Annotated in this window: 20 protein-coding genes, 1 tRNA gene and 1 pseudogene; 6 read left to right on the top strand and 16 right to left on the bottom strand. The window is 64.6% G+C overall.

Annotated elements, in window-relative coordinates; genetic code table 11:
• Positions 1-140: 140 nt before the first annotated feature.
• A pseudogene (locus ABEA06_RS01445) lies at positions 141-305 on the top strand (ISL3 family transposase); the annotation flags it as partial.
• 267 nt (positions 306-572) lie between these two features.
• Here the strand turns inward: ABEA06_RS01445 and ABEA06_RS01440 are convergent.
• A complete protein-coding gene (locus ABEA06_RS01440) occupies positions 573-1049 on the bottom strand; it encodes a P-loop NTPase family protein (protein ID WP_345310324.1) in 477 nt (158 codons plus the stop codon).
• Positions 1050-1843: 794 nt separating this feature from the next.
• Between ABEA06_RS01440 and ABEA06_RS01435 the strand changes: the two genes are divergently transcribed.
• Positions 1844-3907 carry an excinuclease ABC subunit UvrA gene (locus tag ABEA06_RS01435; RefSeq protein WP_425559483.1) on the top strand — a complete coding sequence of 688 codons (2064 nt, stop codon included), beginning with the start codon at positions 1844-1846 and terminating at the stop codon, positions 3905-3907.
• Positions 3908-4020: 113 nt separating this feature from the next.
• Here the strand turns inward: ABEA06_RS01435 and ABEA06_RS01430 are convergent.
• From ABEA06_RS01430 to ABEA06_RS01380, 11 genes are all read right to left on the bottom strand, one after another.
• Positions 4021-4097 (bottom strand) — tRNA-Pro (locus ABEA06_RS01430).
• 526 nt (positions 4098-4623) lie between these two features.
• Positions 4624-6168: a ribosome biogenesis GTPase Der gene (gene der / locus ABEA06_RS01425; RefSeq protein WP_345310322.1), complete on the bottom strand. Its 1545-nt coding sequence runs from the start codon at positions 6166-6168 to the stop codon at positions 4624-4626.
• Positions 6169-6175: 7 nt separating this feature from the next.
• Positions 6176-6916, bottom strand: a complete 741-nt coding sequence (cmk, locus tag ABEA06_RS01420) for a (d)CMP kinase (protein ID WP_345310321.1) — start codon at positions 6914-6916, stop codon at positions 6176-6178.
• A complete protein-coding gene (locus ABEA06_RS01415) occupies positions 6916-8016 on the bottom strand; it encodes a prephenate dehydrogenase (protein WP_345310320.1) in 1101 nt (366 codons plus the stop codon). The genes cmk and ABEA06_RS01415 overlap by 1 nt, the downstream gene beginning before the upstream one ends.
• Before the next feature lie 14 nt (positions 8017-8030).
• Positions 8031-9095, bottom strand: coding sequence for a pseudouridine synthase (locus ABEA06_RS01410; protein ID WP_345310319.1), 1065 nt, complete (start codon positions 9093-9095; stop codon positions 8031-8033).
• 7 nt (positions 9096-9102) lie between these two features.
• A complete protein-coding gene (scpB, locus tag ABEA06_RS01405; RefSeq protein ID WP_303383271.1) occupies positions 9103-9738 on the bottom strand; it encodes an SMC-Scp complex subunit ScpB in 636 nt (211 codons plus the stop codon).
• Between the two features lie 56 nt (positions 9739-9794).
• Entirely contained in the window at positions 9795-10700 is a 906-nt protein-coding gene (locus tag ABEA06_RS01400) for a segregation and condensation protein A (RefSeq protein WP_345310318.1), read from the bottom strand.
• A gap of 55 nt (positions 10701-10755) precedes the next feature.
• The gene (locus tag ABEA06_RS01395; RefSeq protein ID WP_312395984.1) at positions 10756-11649 is read right to left on the bottom strand and encodes a ParA family protein; all 894 of its coding nucleotides are present in this window, start codon (positions 11647-11649) and stop codon (positions 10756-10758) included.
• 38 nt (positions 11650-11687) lie between these two features.
• Positions 11688-13121, bottom strand: a complete 1434-nt coding sequence (locus tag ABEA06_RS01390; protein ID WP_345310317.1) for a hypothetical protein — start codon at positions 13119-13121, stop codon at positions 11688-11690.
• Positions 13121-14110 carry a glycosyltransferase gene (locus ABEA06_RS01385; protein WP_303383584.1) on the bottom strand — a complete coding sequence of 330 codons (990 nt, stop codon included), beginning with the start codon at positions 14108-14110 and terminating at the stop codon, positions 13121-13123. The genes ABEA06_RS01390 and ABEA06_RS01385 overlap by 1 nt, the downstream gene beginning before the upstream one ends.
• A 193-nt stretch (positions 14111-14303) precedes the next feature.
• Positions 14304-16226 (bottom strand): AMP-binding protein, encoded by a 1923-nt coding sequence (locus ABEA06_RS01380; protein ID WP_345310316.1) that lies wholly within the window; start codon positions 16224-16226, stop codon positions 14304-14306.
• A gap of 187 nt (positions 16227-16413) precedes the next feature.
• Between ABEA06_RS01380 and ABEA06_RS01375 the strand changes: the two genes are divergently transcribed.
• The 4 genes from ABEA06_RS01375 to ABEA06_RS01360 all read left to right on the top strand — a co-directional run bounded on the left by ABEA06_RS01375 (position 16414) and on the right by ABEA06_RS01360 (position 20804).
• Complete coding sequence (locus tag ABEA06_RS01375) at positions 16414-17079, top strand: GntR family transcriptional regulator (protein WP_345310315.1); 666 nt, start codon at positions 16414-16416, stop codon at positions 17077-17079.
• Between the two features lie 59 nt (positions 17080-17138).
• Positions 17139-18671, top strand: a complete 1533-nt coding sequence (locus ABEA06_RS01370; protein ID WP_345310314.1) for an MmgE/PrpD family protein — start codon at positions 17139-17141, stop codon at positions 18669-18671.
• 3 nt (positions 18672-18674) lie between these two features.
• Entirely contained in the window at positions 18675-19586 is a 912-nt protein-coding gene (gene prpB / locus ABEA06_RS01365; protein ID WP_345310313.1) for a methylisocitrate lyase, read from the top strand.
• Between the two features lie 78 nt (positions 19587-19664).
• Complete coding sequence (locus tag ABEA06_RS01360; protein WP_345310312.1) at positions 19665-20804, top strand: bifunctional 2-methylcitrate synthase/citrate synthase; 1140 nt, start codon at positions 19665-19667, stop codon at positions 20802-20804.
• A 126-nt stretch (positions 20805-20930) separates the two neighbouring features.
• On the opposite strand, the gene ABEA06_RS01355 is transcribed toward ABEA06_RS01360, so the two are convergent.
• From ABEA06_RS01355 to ABEA06_RS01340, 4 genes are all read right to left on the bottom strand, one after another.
• On the bottom strand, positions 20931-21344 hold the full coding sequence (locus ABEA06_RS01355) for a hypothetical protein (protein ID WP_345310311.1): 414 nt from the start codon (positions 21342-21344) through the stop codon (positions 20931-20933).
• A gap of 94 nt (positions 21345-21438) precedes the next feature.
• Positions 21439-22119 carry a hypothetical protein gene (locus ABEA06_RS01350; protein WP_345310310.1) on the bottom strand — a complete coding sequence of 227 codons (681 nt, stop codon included), beginning with the start codon at positions 22117-22119 and terminating at the stop codon, positions 21439-21441.
• A gap of 44 nt (positions 22120-22163) precedes the next feature.
• Positions 22164-22682, bottom strand: coding sequence for a DUF421 domain-containing protein (locus ABEA06_RS01345; RefSeq protein ID WP_345310309.1), 519 nt, complete (start codon positions 22680-22682; stop codon positions 22164-22166).
• Between the two features lie 95 nt (positions 22683-22777).
• Positions 22778-23761 carry a D-alanyl-D-alanine carboxypeptidase family protein gene (locus ABEA06_RS01340; protein WP_345310308.1) on the bottom strand — a complete coding sequence of 328 codons (984 nt, stop codon included), beginning with the start codon at positions 23759-23761 and terminating at the stop codon, positions 22778-22780.
• Positions 23762-23851 lie beyond the last annotated feature (90 nt).

Here is a 23851-nt window from a genome sequence, read left to right as displayed (position 1 = left end):
GGCCGGTGAATGTTTACAGGCTCTTCCCAGATGATGGTGTGATGGATGTTTATCAGGGTGTCGACCGGTCCGTATCCGGATAGGGGTCAATGCCTCTCGAGGATGAAGGCGTCTGCACGCCTCATCTGGGAGAACTCGACGTGCCTGAAGCTACCCCTGATCCGGGATTCACCTGCATTGACCTGACCTCGTTCTGCCGATTTGATGAACTTGGTCTCGAAGCGACCGGGCAACGCCTTGAACCGGGTCCCGTTGTGCTCGCGTACCGCATTGTCGAGGACGATCGGCTGTGCCGTCGGTGCGGATGAGAGGGGCCACCGCGCAACATTGGGAGGCGGCAGCTGGCTCACCAGCCCCCGGCCTCACGCACCCCAGCCCGTGCCAACAACGTCACGCCCTCTTACAGCTAGGCCGTCAGGATCACTTTCAGCACCTTGGTTCCAGCGGCACGGAACGAAAAGTCCGGGGCCGCCACATGTGGCCTCCCCGGACTTTTCGTTTGTGTTCTCGGCCTGCGCCGCGGGAACCTAGTACTTCGATTTCTCCGCACTGCCCGCCGAAGGTGTTGCGGATCAGGACTGATTGAGCTTCGGCGCCTGCTTCAGCCGCAGCTCTTCCAGCTCGTTCTCCTGCTCCCGAGCACGATTGAGCAATTCCTCGAGCTTGGACTTATCCAGGCGGTCATCGTCAACCTCAAGGAGCATGCGCCAGCCCAGTGATTTGGCGTGAACAGCGGCCGTGAGTGCCTCGAGCTCCTCGACGTCCGACAGCGGCGACCGCTGGGTCACTCGCTCATTCAGCTTGAGCCGGGTGATCTTCTCGGCTGCCCGTGCGGGGATATCTTTGAGCTGGCTGGGCTTGACATCGAAGGCCGACATGATGGTCTCGAGTGAGCGCTGATCCTCGGCCACGTCGTAGGCAATCCGCCCAACTTTCGACCTGACCTCGCGGTCACCGTGGCCGTCAGCAACCCGCCGGAACGCGTCCAGTCCAGCCGCGGAACCCGCGTGGTGATCCTGTAAGTAGGTCTCAATGATCTTGGTCGTCATGAGCTAAGCCACCTTTCTATTGTTTGTCCCCACCCTACGGAATCCGCACATGAGCTGCCACCATCCGCAGGGGTGGCAAGGCGGCGTCGTAGTTGGTCCGGGGACAGGGAAAGCCCGCGGGCCAAGAGGACCGCGGGCTTTCCTGGATTCGTTGTCAGGCGTGCGGGACGACGACGGCGCGCGCGGACAGGGCGCCGTCACGCAGCATTTCGGATGTTTATCCCATAACCCGTAGTTTAGACGTGGCACGTGAGTGCCGCTTTCGTCCGGGTACCAGGCCGGAGATCTGAAACCTAGGAGGACCGTTGAACTCGAGCGACGTCGTTACCGGGCACATCGCCGTCCGCGGAGCCCGCGAACACAACCTGCGAGCGCTCGACGTCGACATCCCCCGCGACACCGTGGTCGCCTTCACCGGAATCTCCGGGTCGGGGAAATCCTCGCTCGCGTTCGGCACGATCTATTCGCACTCCCGCCAGCGCTACCTCGAGTCGGTCTCCCCCTACGCGCGCCGGCTCATCGATCAAGGTTCGGCTCCGCACGTCCGGCTCATCAGCGGGCTCCCACCGGCGGTGGCCCTGCGCCAGCAACATGCCGGGAGCACTCGCTCGTCGGTCGGCACCGTGTCCCGGATCTCCAACGTCCTGCGCATGCTCTTCTCGCGGTCGGGCACCTACCCGGAGGGCTACCGCCCGGCCGATCTCGCGGGCACCTTTCCCCGCGATGCCGCTCCCCTGGATTCGGACAGCTTCTCCCCCAATACCGCCGTGGGTGCCTGCCGCACGTGTTCGGGGATGGGACGGCTCCTCCTGGTCGACATCGACAAACTCGTCGGAGACCCCTCGCTCAGCATTGACGACGGCGCCATTGTCGCGTGGCCAGGCGCGTTCGGTGGCAAGAACAACCGGCGCATCCTCCGGGTGCTCGGCATCGATATCGACGCGCCGTTCGAGTCACTGCCCACCGACACGCGCGAGTGGGTCCTCACCACGGACGAGCAACCCACCGTTCGCGTCGATGATCGCTACAACGGCACGTACATGAGCCCCAAACGGTGGGTTGAGCACACCTTTGCAGATTCGCCGTCGGCCCGAATGCGGGCGACGGCCGCCTCCTTCATGACGGACCAGCTGTGTCCCGTTTGCCACGGCAAGCGCCTCAATCCGGAAGCACTCGCGGTCACCATCGCCGGTGTGGACATCGCCGACGCCGCTCGCCTCCCCCTTGCCGACCTCGCTTCGTTCCTCGACGACGCTCGCACCCACCCGGCGACCGACGAGCTCTCCGTTGAACGCCGGCAGGCCGCCCTCGCGCTCATTGATGTCCTTCAGGACCACATCAAGACCATGATCGATATTGGGCTCGGCTACCTCGAGACCGCGCGGCCCACCTCGACCCTGTCGAGCGGAGAACTCAAGCGGCTGCACCTGGCGACACAGTTGCGCAGCGGACTCTTCGGCGTCCTCTACGTGCTGGATGAACCTTCGGCCGGACTCCACCCCTCCGACCTCGAACTGCTCCTCGGTGCGCTGCAGCGGCTCAAGGACGACGGCAACACGGTCTTCGTCGTGGAGCACAACGCGCAGATCATCCGCACTGCGGACTGGATCGTGGACCTCGGCCCGGGTGCGGGCCGCTACGGCGGGCGCGTGCTCTACAACGGCCCGTCGGACGGTCTGGACTCGGTCGAGGAATCCGTCACGGCCCGCTATCTCGGCCCGAATGCCCCGCAGCCGCCGGGCGCGAACGCCCCGCGTCAACTTGGGGACTGGATCGAACTGCAAGGTGTCACTGGGCACAACCTCTCCGACGTGGACATCAAGGTGCCGCTGCACGCGTTCACGGCGATCAGCGGGGTCTCCGGATCGGGCAAGACCACCGTTCTCACGGCTCTCGCCAATGCGGTACGCGCCCAGCTCGACGCGGGTGACGCCCAGGCGGATGAGGAGCGCAACCCTGACCCCGTCGAGGTCGCTGAAGAACTCGTCCACGGCGCTCCCGTCTGGGACCTGGGCAGCGATCGCCTGGAGACCGCGTCCACTTCCGGCTTGAACGGCGTCGACCGCGTCATTCTAGTTGACCAGCGTCCGATCGGGCGGACCTCCCGCTCGACCCTGGCCACCTACACCGGGCTGTTCGACGGCGTTCGCAAGCTCTTCGCCGCGCAGCCCGGGGCCAAACAACGTGGCTTCGGGGCCGGCCGCTTCTCTTTCAACCAGCCCGAGGGTCGGTGCCCCACCTGCCTGGGTGACGGCGAGGTCAGCATCGAGTTGCTGTTCATGCCCACGGAAACGGCGCCGTGCCCCGACTGCCACGGCAAGCGGTACAACCCCGAAACTCTGGAGGTCACCTACCGCAACCGCACCATCGCGGAAGTGCTCGCCATGACGGTGGACGAGGCAGCCGACTTCCTTGACGACGTGCCCAAGGCTTCTGCGATCCTGACGCTGCTGCAGAACATCGGCCTGGGCTATGTCAGTTTGGGCCAGAGCGCGCCGACCCTTTCCGGTGGTGAGGCTCAGCGCATCAAACTCGTTTCGGAGCTGCACCGCGCATCGCGCGGTCACAGCCTCTACATCCTGGATGAACCGACGACCGGACTCCATCCCGCGGATGCCGATCTGCTGGTCGCGCAGCTCCAGTTGCTGGTGGACTCAGGGAACACCGTGGTCATCGCCGACCATGATCTACGGACCCTCAGTGTCGTCGATTGGATTGTCGACATGGGACCGGGGGCGGGATCTGACGGTGGGTCCGTGGTGGCTGCGGGGACTCCGGCCGAGCTGGCGACGCGGAAGGCCAGCCGGACCGGGGTATACCTCGCGCGGCGTGCTGAGGAAACTGCAGACTGTGAGTAGGGCTCACTCGCCGCTGGCGACTACGAACCGGCACTGAAGTTAGACGGGTAGCGAAAAGGCCCCGGAATCGTCTTCGATTCCGAGGCCTCACTGTTTCTCACAAGAGAAAACGCTGGTCGGGCTGACAGGATTTGAACCTGCGACCCCTTGACCCCCAGTCAAGTGCGCTACCAAGCTGCGCCACAGCCCGCGACCATGTTCGGTACTGGGAACCAGTCCCGAACACCAGAGATACATTACCCCACCGTCGATCGAAATTCACATCGACAGGCCCGGCACCAAGAACCCGCCTCCGTGTTGCCCACGGGATCCACCCTGCGCGCCCGTATGCACGGCGGGAGCTCGGCCACTGCATTCTCATCGACGGTAAGACCCGCATCCCCACCGAGAAGGGAATCTAATCGACGTTGCGACCCGGATTGTGAGGATTCCTGGTCGCAATGTCCATCAGATTGCGAGGGTCCGCGGAGAGTGGTCGGAACGTCGATGAAACTGCACCTCCCGAAATGGCCACGGTCATACCGTCGATACGACTGCAGCCCGGGGGCGGCCACGGTCATACCGTCGACCAGCGTGCACCCCGCTCCCCCACGAACAACACCATTCGGACAGCAGCAACAACAACACCGGGTCGCCCCGCACGAAACGGGACGACCCGGCGTCGTCGTCGGTCAAGAAGGTCGGCAGGCAAGCCGCCGGCAAACCAACTGGACGAGTTACTTCTTCCGCTGCCGCTTCTCCCGCACGCGCATGGTCACGTCGATGGGTGTGCCCTCGAAACCGAAGGTCTCGCGCAGCCGGCGCTGGATGAAGCGGCGGTAGCCGGGATCCAGGAAGCCGGTGGTGAACAGCACGAACTTGGGCGGGCGTGAGGAAACCTGCGTGCCGAACAGGATGCGGGGCTGCTTGCCGCCGCGCACCGGGTGCGGGTGGGCGGCCACGAGCTCGCCCAGGAACGCGTTGAGGCGCCCGGTGGGAATGCGCTTGTCCCACGAGTCCAGTGCGGTGTGCAGCGCGGGTACCAGCTTGTCCTTGTGCCAGCCGGTCTTGGCGGAGATGTTCACGCGCGGGGCCCATGCCACGTGGGCCAGGTCGCGTTCGATCTCGCGTTCCAGGTAGAACCGGCGTTCGTCGTCCAGCAGGTCCCACTTGTTGAACGCGAGCACCACGGCGCGGCCGGAGTCCACGGTCATCTGCAGAATGCGCACGTCCTGCTCGGAAAGCATCTCGTCCACGGCCAGCAGCACCACGGCCACCTCGGCGCGCTCCAGCGCGGACTGGGTGCGCAGAGACGCATAGAAGTCAGCTCCCTGCTGCAGGTGCACGCGGCGGCGAATACCGGCGGTGTCGATGAAACGCCAGGGCTCCTCCCCCAGCATCACGATCTCATCCACGGGATCACGGGTGGTCCCGGCCATTTCATCCACGACCACGCGTTCGGAGCCGGCCATCTTGTTCAGCAGCGAGGACTTGCCCACGTTCGGGCGGCCCAGCAGGGCCACGCGGCGGGGTCCGCCCTCGACCTCGGGCTCGGCCACCTCGGAATATTCCGGCAGGGCCTTGATGAGGGCGTCCAGCGCGTCACCGGTGCCCATGCCGTGCAGCGAAGACACCGGGAACGGCTCCCCCATGCCCAGCGCCCACAGGTTGGACGCCTCGATCTGCAGCTGCGGTGAATCGGCCTTGTTGGCCACCAGGATGATGGGCTTCTTAATGCGGCGCAGCATGGACACCACGGCCTCGTCGGTCGCGGTCACGCCCACGGTCACGTCCAGGACCAGCAGCACGGCGTCCGCGTTCAGCACGGCCACCTCGGCCTGCTCGGCCACACGGGCGTGAATGCCCTTGGCGTCGTGCTCCCAGCCGCCGGTGTCCACCAGGGTGAAGTTCTTGCCGGACCACTCGGCCTTGTAGGACACGCGGTCACGGGTCACGCCCGGGGTGTCCTCCACCACGGCTTCGCGGCGGCCGATCACGCGGTTGACCAGCGTGGACTTACCCACGTTGGGTCGACCGACCACGGCCACCACGGGATCCGGCAGACGCGTTTCGCGGTCCTCGTCAAAGCCGCCCCACTCGTCCAGCAGCGCGGCGTCTTCCTCGTCCAACTCGTAGTCGGACAGCCCCGCGCGCAGGGCCTCGGCGCGGCGCTCGGCCTCGTCGTCGTCGATTGCGGCCAGCCGCTCGGAAATATCGTCCTGGCCCCCGCCGAGCACGGACTGCTCGTACGGGTCAACCTTGTTCTCTTCGGAACCGGTCATGGCTACCTCACTTACTCTGGGCGTGGGCGCCCGGGGATTGATCGGGGCCGGCGGCCCGTTCTGTCATGGTTTGGGTGGTGCGGATCACCAGATCGATCACGCCCTGCACGGTCTGCTCCATGCTCAGCTCGGACGAGTCCAGCAGGTGCACCCCGTCCTGCGCTTCGGTGAAGTTCACCACGGTGGAGTCCTTGGCGTCACGGCCCACCACTTGGTCTTTCAGGTTCGACGACGCCGCCTCGCCCAGTTGCTTGCCCCGGCGCGCCATGCGCGCTTCCTCCGAGGCGGTCAACAGGATCCGCACGGTGGCATCCGGGGCCACCACGGTGGTGATGTCACGGCCCTCGGCCACCATGCGCTCACCGGAATCGGCAATGATCTGGCGCTGCAGGGCCACCAGCACCTCACGGGCGGGAACGGTCGTGGCAATGGCGGAGACGTTGTCGGTCACCTCATCCCCGCGGATTGCGGAGCGGACGTCCTGACCGGCCACGGTGATGCGCTCACCGTTGGGGTCGGTGCCCATGTCCAGGGGAACGGTGCGGGTGGCCTGGACAATGGCATCCGCATCGGTCAGGTCCACGTTCGTGTGCAGGCACCACCAGGTCACGGCGCGGTACATGGCACCGGTGTCCAGGTAGGCCAGGTTGAAACGGCGAGCCACTTCCTTGGACACGGAGGACTTTCCGGAACCGGAGGGCCCGTCGATGGCGACCACCAATCGGGCGTTCTCATCGCGTGCGTCCATTACTGCACCACCTTCCAGTTGCGTTCGTTCAACGCGTCCACGAGTTCATCGCGGCGATTGGGATCCACCGAGACCACGGCCAGCCCCACCGGTTGTCCCGGGGAGTGCTCGAGCCGCATGTCTTCCAGGTTGATCCCGGCCTCCCCGATTTCAGTGAGCAACCGAGCAATGGTGCCCGGGGTGTCGTCCACGGCCACGGTGAGCGTGGCGAAGGCCTTGGGAGCACCACCGTGCTTACCCGGGATCCGGGCCTGGCCCGAGTTTCCCTCGGCCATGAGCTGGGCAATGTCCAGGCGAGCACCGCCGGCCGTGGGGTTCTCCAGCGTGGCGATCAAGCGGTCCAGGTCGGTGCGCACCTCGTAGAGGGATTCCACAATGGGCCGGGCGTTGGCCGACAGGATCTGCACCCACAGGGCCGGATCGGAACCCGCAATGCGGGTGGTGTCCCGCAGGCCCTGACCCGACAGGGACAGGTGATGCAGCGGGGTGTCCTGCAACCGGGAGGCCAGCAGCGAGGACATCACCTGCGGCAGGTGGGAAATCAATGCCACGGTCTCGTCGTGTTCGGCCGCGTCCAGCACGGTCACGGTTGCACCCAGGTCCACGGCCAGGTTCTTGGCCGTGGTGAGGGCCCGAGCGCTGGTCGTTTCGGTAGGGCAGATCACCCACGGCATGGAGGTGAACAGCTCACCGCGGGCCGCCACGGGACCGGACTTCTCGCGTCCGGCCATGGGATGTGTGCCCACGTAGCGGGACAGATCCGCCCCGGCCGCGGCGACGTCGTCGAGAATCGCGGACTTGACCGAGGCAATGTCGATGACCACGGCGTTCGGGAAATCCGACAGCGCCTCGACCACGAGTTCGGAGACCACGTCCGGCGGCGCGGCCACGACCACCAACGCGGGATCGGCCAGTGTCTGACCCGCCGCGTGAACGGCGCGCACGGACTGGCCGGCGCCGATGTCCTGGGCCACGGCCTCCGTGGTGGGCGAGGAGTCGCGCACGTAGACGCGCACGCCCAGGTGCTGCAGTCCCAGCCCGATGCTCGCACCCAGAAGCCCCGCACCGATCACCAGGACCGGTCCGGAGCTGGAGGCCATAGCGGGAACCACCGTTACATCCCCACCGATGCGAGCAGGGTGCCCACCTCGGTGTGGGACAGTTTGCGCACCACGCCCTGGCGCTGATCACCAATGGCGATCGGGCCCACCTGGGTGCGAGCGAGCCGCTCCACCGGGTGACCCACGGCATCGAACATGCGGCGGACAATGCGGTTACGGCCCGTGTGCAGTACGACCTCGATCAGCACGTGGCCGGGTTTGGAGTCCACGAGCTTGAACGAATCCACCTTGGCGATGCCGTCCTCGAGCTTGATGCCTTCGCGCATCTGCTTGCCCACGCCCCTCTCCACGGGTCCGTGCACCTGCGCCAAATAGGTCTTGGGCACCTCGTAGGAGGGGTGGGTCAGGCGGTTGGTGAGTTCGCCGTCGTTGGTGAGCAGCAGCAGACCCTCGGTCTCCACGTCCAGACGGCCCACGTGGAAGACGCGTTCGTGCTTGCGGATATCCAGGAAGTCACTCACGCAGCGGCGGCCGTCCGGATCCTCCATGGTGGAGACCACGCCGGCCGGCTTGTTGAACGCGTAGTAGACGAGCTTCTCGTCGGTCTGGATCCGCATGCCGTCCACGTGAACACTTTGCAGCGCGGGATCCACGCGCACGCCCAGCTCGTTGACGATCTGGCCGTCCACCTCCACGCGGCCGTCCAGGATCATTTCTTCGCACACGCGGCGCGAGGCCACACCGGCCTGGGCCATGAGCTTCTGCAGGCGCACGCCGTTCTCGTCGTGGGCTTCCAGACGGTCCACGGGCGGGTTCTTGGGACGACGCCGCCGGTGCGGGCCGTGCTCCTTGATCGCCGAGGCGCGGCGCTCGTACTTGTCCACACCGCCGAAGGCGCGGGGCTTCTGCGGGCCCTTCTGCCCCGCCGAGGCCTTGGGCTTACCCGGTCCGGACTTGGGTCCGGTTTGCGGCCCGGTTTTCGGCCCGGACCTGAAACCGCCCTTGGGGCCGGCCTTGGATCCCTTGCCGCGACCCTGCGGACCGCGAGCGCCGCCGCCGGGCTTGCCGCCGCCGCGGGGTGCTCCGCCGCGGGAGGAGTTGTTACGTGATTGAGCCATGCTGAGATCAGTCCTCTAAGTCTTCAAGTTGGTCGGTTCCGGGAAGCAGTGGGGCAATGTCTGGCAGTTCATCCAGTGAACCGAGTCCCAGCTTTTCCAAGAACAAGGGGGTGGTGGAGTAGAGCACGGAACCCGTGGATTCCTCACGTTCGTGTGCCGTGAGCAGGCCCCGTTGCACCAGGGTGCGCACCACGCCGTCCACGTTGACGCCGCGGATCGCTGAGATCCGGGAGCGGGACACGGGTTGTAGGTAGGCCACCACGGCCAAGGTTTCCAGGGCTGCTTGCGACAGGCGCGAGCTGCTGCCTTCCACCACGAAGTCGGTCACGAGCTGGGCGTACTCACTGCGTGAGTAAATGCGCCAGCCGCCGGCCACGTGGCGCAGTTCGAAACCGCGCATTCTGGGGGCCGACCCTCCATCATATCCGAGGTGCGGTGATTCCGGTGGGGCCGCGGGGGTGGGACCGATCACGCCGTCGTATTCGGCTTTCAGGTATTCCAGGCCGCTGCGCGCCGCGTGCACGGGCACGTTGAGGGAGCGCGCGAGTTCTTCTTCCCGGACGGGCGCTGCGGCCACCATGAGGACGGCCTCGAGAGCCGCGTGGATATCGGTCGGGGGTTGCGCGTGTGGTTCGTCTACCACGCTGACATCATCTCCTTCGGTACGGTTCACACCGATCCATGACGTGTCTCATTGTTTCAGGTTTTTGGCGCCGCCGTTGCCGGGGGCTGTTCCCCGGGGCCGTTCTCGCTCGGTGCGGGGTCCTCGAGCTCCGTCTCCGCACCCGTGTACTCGCTGTTGAGTCCTTCCGAGGTCCAGTCGTCCGGACCGACCCAGCGCACGAGCAGCGGCCCGAGCACCTCGTCCTGACGGATCCGCACCACACGATCACGGAACATTTCCAGGAGCGCCAGGAACCGCACCACGACCACCAGGGTGGATTCCGCGTCCGCGATGAGCGCGGCAAAACTGTGGTCCTCACCGTCTCTGAGGATGCCGGCCAGGGTCTCGGCCTCGTCCGCCACGCGCACCGCGGCACCGTGCAGGTGCTCCACGTTGACCTCGTCGGGAACGTGCCGTTCAGGGTCCAGCGCGGCAACGGCGAGCTGGGCGAACTGGTCGGGTGTGAGCGTCCACGTCAGCGGCGGCAGGGCAGCGGTCACCGCGGGGTCCAGGTCCACCTGCCGCGGGATCCGCACCGACTCCGCGGCCAGGCGCCGGTTGAGTTGCCCGGCCACTTCCTTGAACGCCTTGTACTGCAGCAATCGCGCGAACAGGAGGTCGCGGGCTTCGAGAAGTTCGACGTCGTAGTCGTCCTCCACCTCCCCGCGCGGCAACAGGCGCGCGGCCTTGAGGTCGAGCAGGGTCGCCGCGACCACCAGGAACTCGCTGGCCTCGTCCAGGGCCTTGACCGAGCCCTCTTCCTGCAATGCCTTCACGTAGCGGATGAACTCATCCGTGACCACGGACAGCGCCACGTGGGTGATGTCCATTTCGTGCTTGGCGATCAGGGAGAGCAACACGTCGAAGGGGCCCTGGAAGTTTTCCAGGGCCACCGTGAAACCGGGGTCCGAGTCCGCGGGACGCTCGGCGACAACGCTCATGCTCGTGAGGTGGCCCCGTGCGACGTCGGGCCCGGAGCGGGGCGGGCTGCGGAGATCACGGCGCACCGCCGCGGCTGATCAACTCGCGTGCGAGCTGACGGTAGGCCTCGGCACCCGGGTGGTTCGTGGCGAAGTTGAGGATCGGCTCGGCGGCAACGGTCGCGTCCGGGAACTTCACGGTTCGTTTGATGACCGTGTCGAAGACCTTGTCCCCGAAGGCATCCACGATGCGCGCAATGACCTCGCGCGAGTGCAAGGTGCGCGAGTCGAACATCGTGGCCAGGACGCCGTCGATCTGCAGCTTGGGGTTCAAGCGATCCTGAACCTTCTCAATGGAGTCCACCAGCAGGGCCACGGCACGCAGCGCAAAGAATTCGCAAATCAGCGGGATGATCACCCCGTGCGAGGCGGTCAATGCGTTGACGGTCAGCAGCCCCAGGGACGGCTGGCAGTCGATGAGGATCACGTCGTAGTATTCCTCGACCTTGCGCAGCGCGGAGGACAGTACCTGTTCGCGGGCCACCTCGGTCACCAGCTGTACCTCGGCGGCGGAGAGATCGATGTTGGCCGGCAGCAGGTCCACGTTGGGCACGTGGGTTTCCTGCACCACGTCCCACACGTCCACCGAGCGGTCCATCATCACGTTGTAGATGGTCAGGTCCAGCTCGTGCGGGTTGGATCCGAAACCGGCGGACAGTGCGCCCTGCGGGTCGAAGTCCACCAGGAGCACCTTGCGGCCGGTTTCCGCGAGCGCGGCACCCAGGTTGATGGTGGAGGTGGTTTTACCCACGCCACCCTTCTGGTTCACCATGGCGATGATGCGGGCGGGACCGTGCTCCGTGAGTTCGGGCGGATCCGGGAAGGTGCGCACGGGACGGCCGGTGGGGCCTACGGCACCCGATGACTGGTCATCGAGCTCGGGTAACCTCTCATCACTGGCTTTGCTCACGTGCTACGGCCTGCTTTCCTCAAGTCACTGGTCAGGTCTCAACGCCCTACACTACCGCCGTCATGCGGGAGCGAACCAACCGACGTGGACCCTGTCGTGGTCTCGGGCACCTCGATGGGTATGCGTTCTCCCACGGGAGGCGCTGTTCGGACCGCTGCGGCCCAGCACGCTGCCGTGAACACGGCCAGCGCGGCGGGCACCCCGCGATTGACGAAGAACTCGTGAATCTGAGAGTGATTGCTGACCACGATGTACCACAACGGCGGGATCAACAGGGGCAGCGCGAGCACGCCCGCGATCTTGAGGCGGCCCACTCCCCCGCGGTGCACGGCCAGGACAAGGCCGATGGCCGCGGCAATCAGACATCCGTAGAAGACGAACTGGGCGGTGGGAACGTTGTTCCACCAGAACGACACGTTGCTGGCGACGCCCGCACCGAACGCGTCCGAGACGCCCCCGAAACTCCCGCCGGTCCGGAACCCGACATTTTGTCGAACCATGGCGATCGTCTCGCCGATTCCCAAGAACAGCGCCCCGAAGATCCAGCGGAACACCCAGGTGAGACCGAAGGTGGCAGGCCACACCACAGCGGCCAGCACACCCCAGGTCGCCGCGCTCCTGAGGTCACGTTCGCGGTACCAGACCGCCGCAGTCAATACGAAGGCGGACATGGCCCACGGGATGGCCGGTGTGGTCAGCAGGTCCACGTAGCAGAACATTGCCGCCCCCACTCCCGCGCCCAACAGGCCCAGGTACGTGGACCTCGTGAATCCCACCGCGGTGAGAATCACCGAGAGAAAAATGAACGTGATGGCAATGGACTGGCTGAACGACGTGGAGGGGGTAGAGAGCATATTGGTCCCCATGACGAACGGGAGGAACAGCGCAATGGTCACCGCGGTGGATGTTTTCGACCGGACCAGCACCAGGGCGGCGAACAGCCCCGCGATCATCAGGGTGCCGGAGACGATGCGCAGGCCTTCGAGACCGACCGTGGCCAGTAAGGGACGCGTGATGATGGTGTAGCCGGCCCAGTACTTGTAATAGTTGCTGTCCTCGAACACCTTGCCCTGCGCCAGTTCCGCGATGTCCTGCTTGCCGCCGGCGCAGTTGTCGATGCGCGGCATGCGCGCGGCCCGGCTCAGGGCGGACTCGTCCGGGGGCGCTCCGAGTCCGGTTCCCACCACCACGCATTCGGTGAACGTGTCCGACTGGGTACCCATCCGATCAGGGATTCCACTCGGGCCGTAGGTGTTCTTCTCGATCGAGGACACGAGGTTGTCCACGATCGGTTTGTCCGGAACGGCCTGCCCCACGATGAGCAGTCCGAACAGCACGAATTGCAGGGCGACCAGGACTCCCAGGCCCTTGAGGAACGGCCGCCACCGCCAGTCGTCCTTGACGCGGTGAAGGGTTTCTCGGTTGAGATGACGCCGGAGCATTTCTCGGCTCATGTAACGGGAGACGTCCATCAGGCAACATCCTCGGTGGTCGTGTGGTCCGTGAGCCGTGAACTGCGCGGGGATTTCGCGCCGAACGGCGGCGCCGGTAACCGGAGGTAGAACAACCGCGAGGCCTCCCTGCGCATTTTCACCTGACCGTTGAGCAGCACACCCATGAGGAGGAACACCCCTGCCAGGATGAACAGCGCGGAGGCCAGGAACGCCGTGGGAAAACGCGGCACCATGCCCGTCTGGAAGTACTCGACCACAACGGGCAGTCCGAACACGAGCCCCAGGGCCGCGAGGATCCCGGAGAAAATACTCGTGATCAGGAACGGGCGCTCATGGAACAGCAGCTGGGAGAAGATGCGCAGAATCCGGAAACCGTCGTGGTAGGTGCGCAACTTGCTCTCGGTACCCTCGGCGCGATCACGGAAGCCCACCTGGACCTCGGTCTGAGGTACCCGCTCATTCACGGCGTGGATCGTCAGTTCCGTCTCGATCTCGAACTCACGCGACAGTGCCGGGAAGGATTTGACGAAGCGCCGGGAAAACACACGGTAGCCGCTGAGCATGTCGGACACCTCGCGCCGGAAGGCGAAGCTGACCATGGAATTGAAAAACTTGTTCCCCGACGCGTGACCGGACCGGTAGGCCGTCTCCGACACTTGCTTGCGCACTCCCAGCACGTGGTCGTAGGGCCCGGCCAGGAGGGTGTCGATCATGCCGGGAGCGTCGGCCACGTCGTACGTGTCGTCCCCGTCGATCAGGAGATAGACGTCCGCGTCGAGATCGGCGAAGGCCCGACGAACCACGTTGCCCTTGCCCTTCTCCGTCTCGTGGCGCACATGGGCTCCGGCACGCTCGGCCACCTGTGCCGTGCGATCCGTGGAGCAGTTGTCATACACGTAGACGTCGATACCGGGGAGCGTCGCGTGGAGATCGGAAACGACCTTGGCAATGGCGCCTTCTTCGTTGTGGCACGGAACAATTGCTACGACATGGGGTGTGGCGGACATGGTGGCCTTACGTGCGGGGGGGTGGGGTGCCGCTCAACTGCCCGCGAAAACAGTGCCCGGGGAACGGTTGATCGGTGCGATCCACAGCAGCCTTAGCGGATCACAGTATGTCTAACACACATTGTCCCCTCCGGTCGGTGACCGGAGGGGACATGACGGGTTGCGAAGCGACGCCGGCAATCAGGCCCACGCCTCAGGACTTGGGTGCCAGGATCGAATGCAGCGCTTCCAACACCGAGTCGTCCTCAATGGTGGAGGGCACCGAGTACTTTTCCCCGTCGGCCATTTGACGCATGGTCTTACGCAAGATCTTGCCCGACCGGGTCTTGGGCAGTGCGTCCACCACGGCCACATCCTTGAAATCCGCCACCGGCCCGATCCCCGAGCGCACGAGCTTGACCAGGTCCTTGGCCAGCTCGTCACTGCTGATCTCGGAACCGGTCTTGAGCACCACGTAACCGGAGGGGCGCTGACCCTTGAGCGGGTCGTTGACGCCGATCACCGCGCACTCCGCGACATCCGGGTGGGTGGCCACGACCTGTTCCATTTGGCCCGTGGACAGGCGGTGCCCGGACACATTGATCACGTCATCGGTACGGCCCATCACGTACACGTACCCGTTCTCGTCAATGAACCCGGAGTCCCCGGTGGCGTAATACCCCGGGAAGGCCTCGAGGTAGGAGGAAATATAGCGATCGTCGTCACCCCACAGGGTCGCCAACGTGCCGGGAGGCAAGGGCAGCTTGACCGCAATGTTGCCTTCCTCCCCCTGCGCAACGGGACCGCCCAGCGGATCCAAAATCTCCACAGCGTAACCGGGTACCGCAACGGTGGGTGAGCCTGCCACGATCGGCAACTTTTCGATGCCGAACGGGTTGGCGCAAATCGCCCATCCGGTTTCGGTCTGCCACCAGTGGTCGATCACGGGAACGTCCAGCACCTTGGCCGCCCAGTGATAGGTCTCCGGGTCGAGGCGCTCGCCGGCCACGAACAGCGCCTGCAGCGAGGACATGTCGTAGTCCTTGACCAAGTCACCCTCGGGGTCCGCCTTACGAATCGCGCGCAGGGCGGTGGGCGCGGTAAACAGCGCCTTCACACCGTGATTGTCGATCCGCTTCCAAAAGGCACCGGCATCCGGGGTGCCCACGGGCTTCCCTTCGTAGAGAACCGTGGTGGCACCCACCAGCAGCGGCGCATACACGATGTAGGAGTGGCCCACGACCCAGCCGACGTCCGAGGCGGTCCACATGACCTCGCCCTCACCCACGTCGTAAATGTTCTTCATGGACCACGTCAGCGCCACAGCGTGCCCGCCGTTGTCGCGCACCACGCCCTTGGGCTTACCCGTGGTTCCGGAGGTGTAGAGGATGTAGAGCGGATCGGTGGCCGCCACGGTCACGGCGTCCGCGGGTTCAGCCTTTTCCAGGGCCTCGGTCCAGGACAGCCATGCGGGGGCGTTCGCCACGCCGTCAGCGCGCTCGCGAGCGTGGGCCACGGTGTTCTCGAAACCCTCTCGTTCGTGGACCAGGACCGCCGACGGCGCGTGGTCACTGACCTCCAGGGCCTCCTCGACGGACGGGATGTACTCGATCCGGCGCTTGGGTTCAACGCCACCCGAGGTCGTCACGATCACGGTCGGCCGGGAATCGTCAATGCGGCTGGCGAGCTCCCGGGGAGCGAACCCGCCGAACACGACCGAGTGAACCGCGCCCAAACGAGCACACGCGAGCATCCCGACCACGGACTCCGCAATCATGGGCATGTACAGCAGAACACGGTCCCCCTTCCGCACGCCCTGGTCCGCGAGCGCGCCGGCAAACAACTTCACGCGCTCCAGGAGCTCGCCGTAGGAAATCTGTTCCTGGATGTCCAGCACGGCCGAGTCGTAAATGAGGGCGGTGCGGTCTCCGTGTCCGGCTGCCACGTGGCGGTCCAGTGCGTTGGCACACGTGTTCAACTCCGCGTCGGGGAACCAACGGTAGATGGGCGCCTTGGAGTCATCGAGGGCCTTACTGGGAGGCGTAATCCACTCGACGGCCTGAGCAGCGTCGAGCCAGAACTGCTCCGGGTTGCTGACACTGTTCTCGTAAACGGATGCGTACGTAGCCTGGGACATGATCACTCCGACATCATTGTGGGACTCGCTGGATGGCTAGGCCTCCAGGCTAGTGTTATGAGTCACACGTTTCAACAGCTTTGTATACATAACTTGGCTTTTTCGGGAATATCTCCGGAAAGTCTCGCCCTGATCCGCCATCTGTGTATACACTCGAACTGATTGCTGCGACTGAGAAGGAGGTGTCATGCGAGCTGGGGAACGCGCTTACCAGGCATTGCGCGCAGACATCGTGGAATGGCGCTTGTCACCGGGGCAGGTACTCGGCGAAGTCGAGTTGTCCGAGCGGCTCGGCATCTCCCGCACGCCGGTGCGGGAAGCGCTGTCCCGGCTCACCGCGGACGGCCTGACCGAACCCCACAACGGGCGCGGCGTCGTCGTGGCGACCATTTCCGCCGAGGATGTGCGCTCTCTCTACGAATTCCGCGACAGCCTCGACTGCCGAGCCGCGGAGTTGGCCGCCCGCCGCGGCAACCCCGAGGTCTTTCGCGCGCTCGCCGCTGACCTGCGTCGCGCCGTGGACGGCCTCACCAGCGACGACGATCCGGACCACGTCTCCTATTACGAACTGGTTCAGCGCATGGACGCCGCCATTGACGAGGCCGCCGCGAACCCGTTCCTGCGCCAGGCCCAAGCGGGCGTCCGGCTGCACCTGGCCCGAGTCCGCAAGCTCTCCAAGTCGGATCCGCAACGCCTGGCATCCGCCGCGGACGAGCATCAGCGCATTGCCCAGGCCATTGCGGACGGCGATCCGGCCCTGGCCATTGCCACAACCCGCGTGCACCTGAGCAACGCCCTACAGCACGCGTTGAACACCAAAGAATTGGCACCGGTGCGGCCCGCCGCATCGTGACCACACCACCCGCGCGGCACCAACCGGTCCGCGCCCAACGGATCTGAGGAAGGCTCCCCGTGACCGTCAAGCACACCGTACGTACGTACTCGTCCAAGGAAAATCTGCCCCGTGAGGAGCAACTGGCCTACAAACTGGCCAAGGTGGCCACCGACCCGGTCGAGGTCGATCCCGACGTGGTCGACATGGTCATCAACCGGATTATCGACAATGCGTCGGTTGCCATTGCCTCCTTGAACCGGGCCCCCATCGTTTCGGCTCGCACGCAGGCGCTGGGGCACAAGGTCACCGAAGGTTCCGGTTTCACGGGCAACGGTGCCCTCTTGTACGGAGCTCCCGACAACAACGCCGCGGTGTCCCCGGAATGGGCCGCCTGGGCCAACGGCGTGGCAGTGCGTGAGTTGGACTATCACGACACCTTCCTGGCCGCCGAATACTCCCACCCCGGCGACAATATTCCCCCGATCCTGGCCGTGGCCCAGCACGTGGGCAGCAACGGCAAGGATCTGATTCGCGGTATCGCCACCGGTTACGAGGTCCAGGTGGACCTCGTGAAGGGCATTTGCCTGCACGAGCACAAGATCGACCACATCGCCCACATCGGCCCGTCCGCGGCCGCCGGTATCGGCACGCTGCTGGGTCTGGACATCGAGATCATTTTCCAGGCCATCGGTCAGGGTCTGCACACCACCACCGCGACCCGCCAATCACGCAAGGGCGAGATCTCCACCTGGAAGGCACACGCTCCGGCGTTCGCCGGCAAGATGGCGATCGAGGCCGTGGACCGCGCGATGCGCGGACAGACCTCCCCCACGCCCATTTACGAAGGCGAAGACGGCGTGATCGCGTGGCTGCTCTCGGGCCCCGATGCCTCCTACGAGGTTCCGCTGCCGGAACAGGGCGAAGCCAAGCGCGCCATCCTGGACACCTACACCAAGGAACACTCCGCCGAGTACCAGGCCCAGGCCTGGATCGACCTGGCACGCAAGCTGCACAACGACCACCCCGAGGTCGCGGACCCCAACAACGTGCAGTCCATCCTGATCAAGACATCGCACCACACCCACTACGTGATCGGCTCCGGCGCCAACGATCCCCAGAAGTACGATCCCACGGCTTCCCGCGAGACCCTGGACCACTCGATTCCCTATATCTTCACGGTGGCGCTGCAGGACGGTGCATGGCATCACGTGGATTCCTACGCCCCGGAGCGCGCTGGCCGAGAGGACACCGTGGCCCTGTGGAACAAGGTCACCACCGAAGAGGACCCCGAGTGGACCCGCCGCTACCACTCCCTGGACATCTCCGAGAAGGCCTTTGGCGGTTCCGTGGAGATCACCCTCACCGACGGCACCGTGATCACGGACCAAATCGCCGTTGCCGACGCCCACCCGTTGGGTGCCCGCCCGTTCGCCCGCGAACAGTACATCAACAAGTTCCGCACCCTGGCCGAGGGCCTCGTGGCGCCGGAGGAGATCGAGCGCTTCCTGGACGCCGTGCAGCGCCTGCCCGAGCTCGGAGCCGGTGAGCTGGGTCAGCTGAACATTGTGGCGGCCGTGGAGCTGGAGAAAGCTCAGAAGGGAATCTTCTAAATCATGCTGTATTCAAAAGTTACCCCCGCCGACAAGCGCGTGGCGTTCCGCAAGGCCCTGACGGACCCGCAGGTCGCCCAGTTCCCCGGTGCGTTCACCCCGCTGTCCACCAAGCTCATCCAGGAACAGGGCTTCGAGGGCGTGTACATCTCCGGTGGCGTTCTGGCCAACGAGTTGGGCCTACCCGATATCGGCCTGACCACCCTCACCGAGGTGGCCACCCGCGCCGCCCAGATCGCCCGCTCAACGGACCTACCCGCGCTGGTCGATGCGGACACCGGTTTCGGTGAGCCCATGAACGTGGCCCGCACCGTTCAGGAACTCGAGGACGCTGGCCTGGCCGGTTGCCACATCGAGGACCAGTTCAATCCCAAGCGGTGCGGTCACCTGGACGGCAAAAACGTGGTGGACACCGCCACGGCTACCAAGCGCATCAAGGCCGCCGTGGAGTCCCGCCGCGACGACAACTTTGTGATCATGGCCCGCACCGACATTCGCGGTGTGGACGGTTTGGACGCCGCGATCGACCGTGCCAAGGCACTCGCCGACGCCGGTGCGGACGTCATCTTCCCGGAGGCCATGGCCGACCTGTCCGAGTTCGAGCGCATGGCCGAGGCCCTGGACGTTCCCATCCTGGCCAACATGACCGAGTTCGGTAAGTCGGACCTGTTCTCCAAACAGGAACTGCAGGACGCGGGCGTCTCGATGATCATCTATCCGGTGTCCCTGCAGCGTCAGGCACTGGGTGCCATCGAACGGCTGCTGACCGCCATCCGCGAGGACGGCACCCAGCAGGCCGAGGTGGAGAACATGCTCACCCGCAAGCGGCTGTACGAACTCGTGGACTACAACGGGTACAACCAGTTCGACTCCGGAGTTTTCAACTTCGAGGTTCCGGGCACGCCCGGTAACTAATCATCCGCCTACGACGCCGCTGCCCAGCGGCGTCGTAGGCTTTCAAGTGATCGACCACACACGAACAAGGAGGTCACCATGACCGAAACCGAGATTCGCAAGGGTCTTGCCGGCGTCGTCGCGGACACCACCGCCGTCTCCAAGGTCAACGCCGAGACCAACTCTCTGCTGTACCGGGGGTACCCCGTCCAGGAACTGGCCGCCAAGTGCTCCCCCGAGCAGGTCGCGCTGCTGCTGTGGACCGGCGAGCTGCCCACCGAGGACGAACTCGCGGACTTCAAGAAGCGCGAACGCGCCAACCGTGCGCTGACCCCGGAGCTGAAGAAGATCATCGACGTTCTACCCACCGACTGCCACCCCATGGACGTGTGCCGCACCGCGGCGTCCGTGATCGGAGCTCAGCACCCGGAGGCCGAAGATTCCTCTCCCGAGGCCGAGTTGCGCAAGGCGCAGGAACTGTTCGCCGTGATGCCCGCCGTGGTCTGCTACGACCAGCGACGCCGCCGTGGCGAGGAGCTCATCGAACCTCGCGATGATTTGGACTACTCGGAGAACTTCCTCTGGATGGCTTTCGGCGAAGAAGCCGCCCCCGAGGTCGTGGACGCTTTCCGCGTGTCCATCATTTTGTACTCCGAGCACTCCTTCAACGCCTCGACCTTCACCGGCCGCGTGATCACCTCGACCCTGGCAGACCTGCACTCGGCCGTGGTCGGAGCCATCGGCGCCCTCAAGGGCCCGTTGCACGGTGGCGCGAACGAGGCCGTCATGCACACCTTCGAGGAACTGGGCATCCGCAAGGATGAGTCCTCCGAAGAGGCCGAGAAGCGCTCCAAGGAATGGATGGACAAGGCGCTGGCCGAGAAGAAGAAGGTCATGGGCTTCGGTCACCGCGTGTACAAGCACGGTGACTCGCGCGTACCGACCATGCAGGACGCACTGTTCCGCATGCTCGAGTACTACGATCGCCCGGAAATCCTGGGTCTGTACAACGGTCTGGCCAAGTCCATGGACGAAGCCAAGTCCATCAAGCCCAACCTGGACTACCCCGCCGGTCCCACGTACTGGCTCATGGGCTTCGACATTCCCACGTTCACGCCCATCTTCGTGTGCGCCCGCATCACCGGCTGGACCGCACACATCATGGAACAGCGCGCAGCCAACTCGCTGATCCGACCGCTGTCCGAGTACGACGGACCGGAAGAGCGTCACCTGGACTAAGCGCCCACCCGCGCCCAGGTACACAGAAGTCCCCGGGATTCACGCCATGACCGTGAGTCCCGGGGACGTTTCTGTGTCGCGGCCTAGTCGGTGTCGTCAATTCACTGGCCCGCTAGCCACCGGCGGCTAATCCACGGGTTTCAGCGCCGCACTTGTGAGCACCAGTTCTTCCCCACGGTCAATGAGGTAAGTGGCGGTTTCCTCGTCCGTGGCGGTCCGCAGGGCATCAAGGTCGTCTGCCTGGTAGACGTCCATTTTTTCCACGGTGCCGGTAATCTCGATCTCGTCACCGGGATTGAGCTCTTCCGGCAACTCGTCGGTCATCACGATAGTGTCTTCCTCCCCCACCGTGAACACTCCGTCCGGGAGAACATGCTGGATCTCGTGAGTAATGGTCATGCTCTCGCCCACCAGCTCTTCGGTGGGAATGTTCGATTGATCCGCTTCGGTGACATCGGTTTCAGGAGTACACGCCGCGAGAGAACTCGCAAGAACCAAACCCGCGATTCCGACGGCTGCTGCGCGCCGCTTGTGCATCATTACGATCTCCTCGTTCTCTCGAACATGCGTGACAATTCCATTTCGACAGTAGTCTTACTTCTTGCCGGGCTCAACGCATAACCGCGCATGTCCCCTAATTGCCACCAGGTGCTAGACGGGATTCCGCGTCCTCTGACGAGTGCCCCACGGGCTGGTCGCGCAGGAAATAGGCCCCCAGCGAACCCGCAAGGGTTGCAAATACGGCCACTGAATACATGGCAAGCAGCACGTGCAAGATCTGGGAGAAGCCGTCGCTCGTGGTCAATCCACTGCCCGTGATCGTCGTGAGTGCTGCCTCATACAGGGCCTTCGAATAATCAGTGTGAGACCCCACCGCATACAACAACTGGCTGGAAGCCAGAACCACGACTGCCGTGACAGCAGCGACCCAACCGATTCTGTTGGATAGCAGCTTTCCTGCGGAACGCGATCCCCGCACACTCGCGGACACGATCCCTCCCACGCGAGCCACGCGCGTGAGGCGCAACAATCGCAGTGTCTGCAAAGCCCGAAAGAAACGTAGGAAGGGAATGAGCAGGAAAATGACCTGCCACCAGTTTCGTTTCCAGAACGCCGCTTGGAATTCTGCGATATAGGCGCGAAGCAGGAACTCGGCCACGAAGATCACCCAGAATACCCACCCCACAACGTTTAGGGTCCTGGTCCAGCCTGGATCCTGAACGAGAAGCTGGCCGAGTACAACGAAAAGGAAGATCACGCCCAAAATGCCCATGGGTCTGTCAAGTTTTGCCGCCAGAACTTCTGCCGCGGCCATCTCCTCGGCCTGGCTTCCTTCCGCAGGGGCGGCTCGAACGCTCCTCATCGTCGCCCCGCGTGGCGGACGTCTTCCAACGCAGACCCGTTACCGTACTGGCTTGAGGAGATCACGCTGAAAGTACCGTTCGTTTCTAGAATTACCGCCCTGACATCGTTCAGGTCACCAATCCCCTGCATGCGCACGGCCTGCCGAACTTCAGATTCCGCGAGCCGATGTTCTTTCATGGAGTCCGGGAGGAATTGCCCGTCTGCCAGCAGCAACGCGGGCTGAGTCGTCAACAGGTTTCGCAGCGACGGCAACCTCGAAGAACTCCAGGCAACAACGAACTGCAATCCGGCCAGTAGGATCAGCGCCGTCAGGCCTTCTAGCCACGAAACGGAAGAACTCAGGAGAATGGTGGCCAGGGTCGAGCCCAGGGCTACTGTGACTATGAAGTCAAATGCGTTGAGTTGGCTGAGTGTGCGCTTCCCAGTGGCTCTAAGAATGAGAACGAGGGTGCCGTATGAGGCTGCTCCGACCAGGAGCACTCGGCCAATGGCATCCCAAGAATCGATCCACAAGAGTCTGTTCCTCCGATCCGCTGTCGAACGAGGTTCGAGTGACTGACATGACTACGGAGGTTCACGCTACCCGCAGTCGTGAGGCGGCCGAATAATCAGTAACGCGGCGCGTGGGGTAGACCCAGGTAGCTCTCCAGAGTGCTGTAACCATTGTTTTTCACGCTGTTGGACGTGGGCGTTCCCACGTAGCGCAGGTGCCAGGGTTCGTAGGCGTAGCCGTGGGTTCCGGTGTATCCGTTGGGATACCTCACCACAAAGCCGTATTTGTGGCCGTTAGCGGCAACCCAGCGACCCTGGGGTGTGTTACCGAAGCAGGCCTGCAGTCCGCACACTCCCCCGGGTGCCCCCACGTCAATGGCCAGACCGGTCTGGTGCTCCGAGTATCCGGGGCGCGCGGAAATAGTGTCCGCGGTGGCCTGTCCGTACATGGCCACGTAGTTCCAGTACAGGCTGTTCTGGATCGAGTAGGAGCGGTAACCGCTGACCGGCACCAGGGTTACACCCTGGTTGGCCGCAGCCTGGCTCATCCGCTGATAGGCGGCGGCAGCGTCACTGCGCAGCTGCACCCCACCGCCCACGTTCCACAGGGGTCCGGGAGCGTAGGCCCGAGGGTTCAAGGGCCGCTTCTTGTTCACAATCACGGACGAGCTGGTGGCACGATCGATGTCTCGACTGACCGTGGTGCCCTTGCCCTTGGTCCACCGGATGGTGCCGCGCTGATAGTGGACCACGCACGAGTTGCCGCTGCAGGTTTCACGCACCTTGGGGTATCCCAGATTGCCGTGCTCGGATCCTTCGACCCGCCAGCGCTGCAGGATGCCGCCGCGCTGCGCGCGGGCACCTGTGCTGGGTGACCAGTGGATGGTGCCGCCCTGGTACTGCCGGTAGCAGCCGGCGTCGCGAAGACCGCAGCGTTCGGAGGACGTGGCTTTGCCCAGCCAACCGCTGGCGCCCCCCAGCGAACGGTACTCGTTGTCGATACCGGCCCCGGCCATGGCGGGAGCGGTTCCCAGCATGGAGAACACCAACGCCAGGGGTGCGGAGAAGAGGACCGTTCGAGACATCTGTTTACGCGGCATGCTCCCAGGGTAGTCCGGGCGTGGCGTCAGGAACTCGACATTAGGTTTAAATTTCGGTGCAAATCTCCAAGTGACACCGGACGCATTCGG

It is taken from the genome of Kocuria gwangalliensis (assembly GCF_039544365.1).
Taxonomy (GTDB): domain Bacteria; phylum Actinomycetota; class Actinomycetes; order Actinomycetales; family Micrococcaceae; genus Kocuria; species Kocuria gwangalliensis.
Note: the sequence above shows the minus strand (reverse complement) of the source record. Positions and strands in the feature narration are given on the sequence as shown.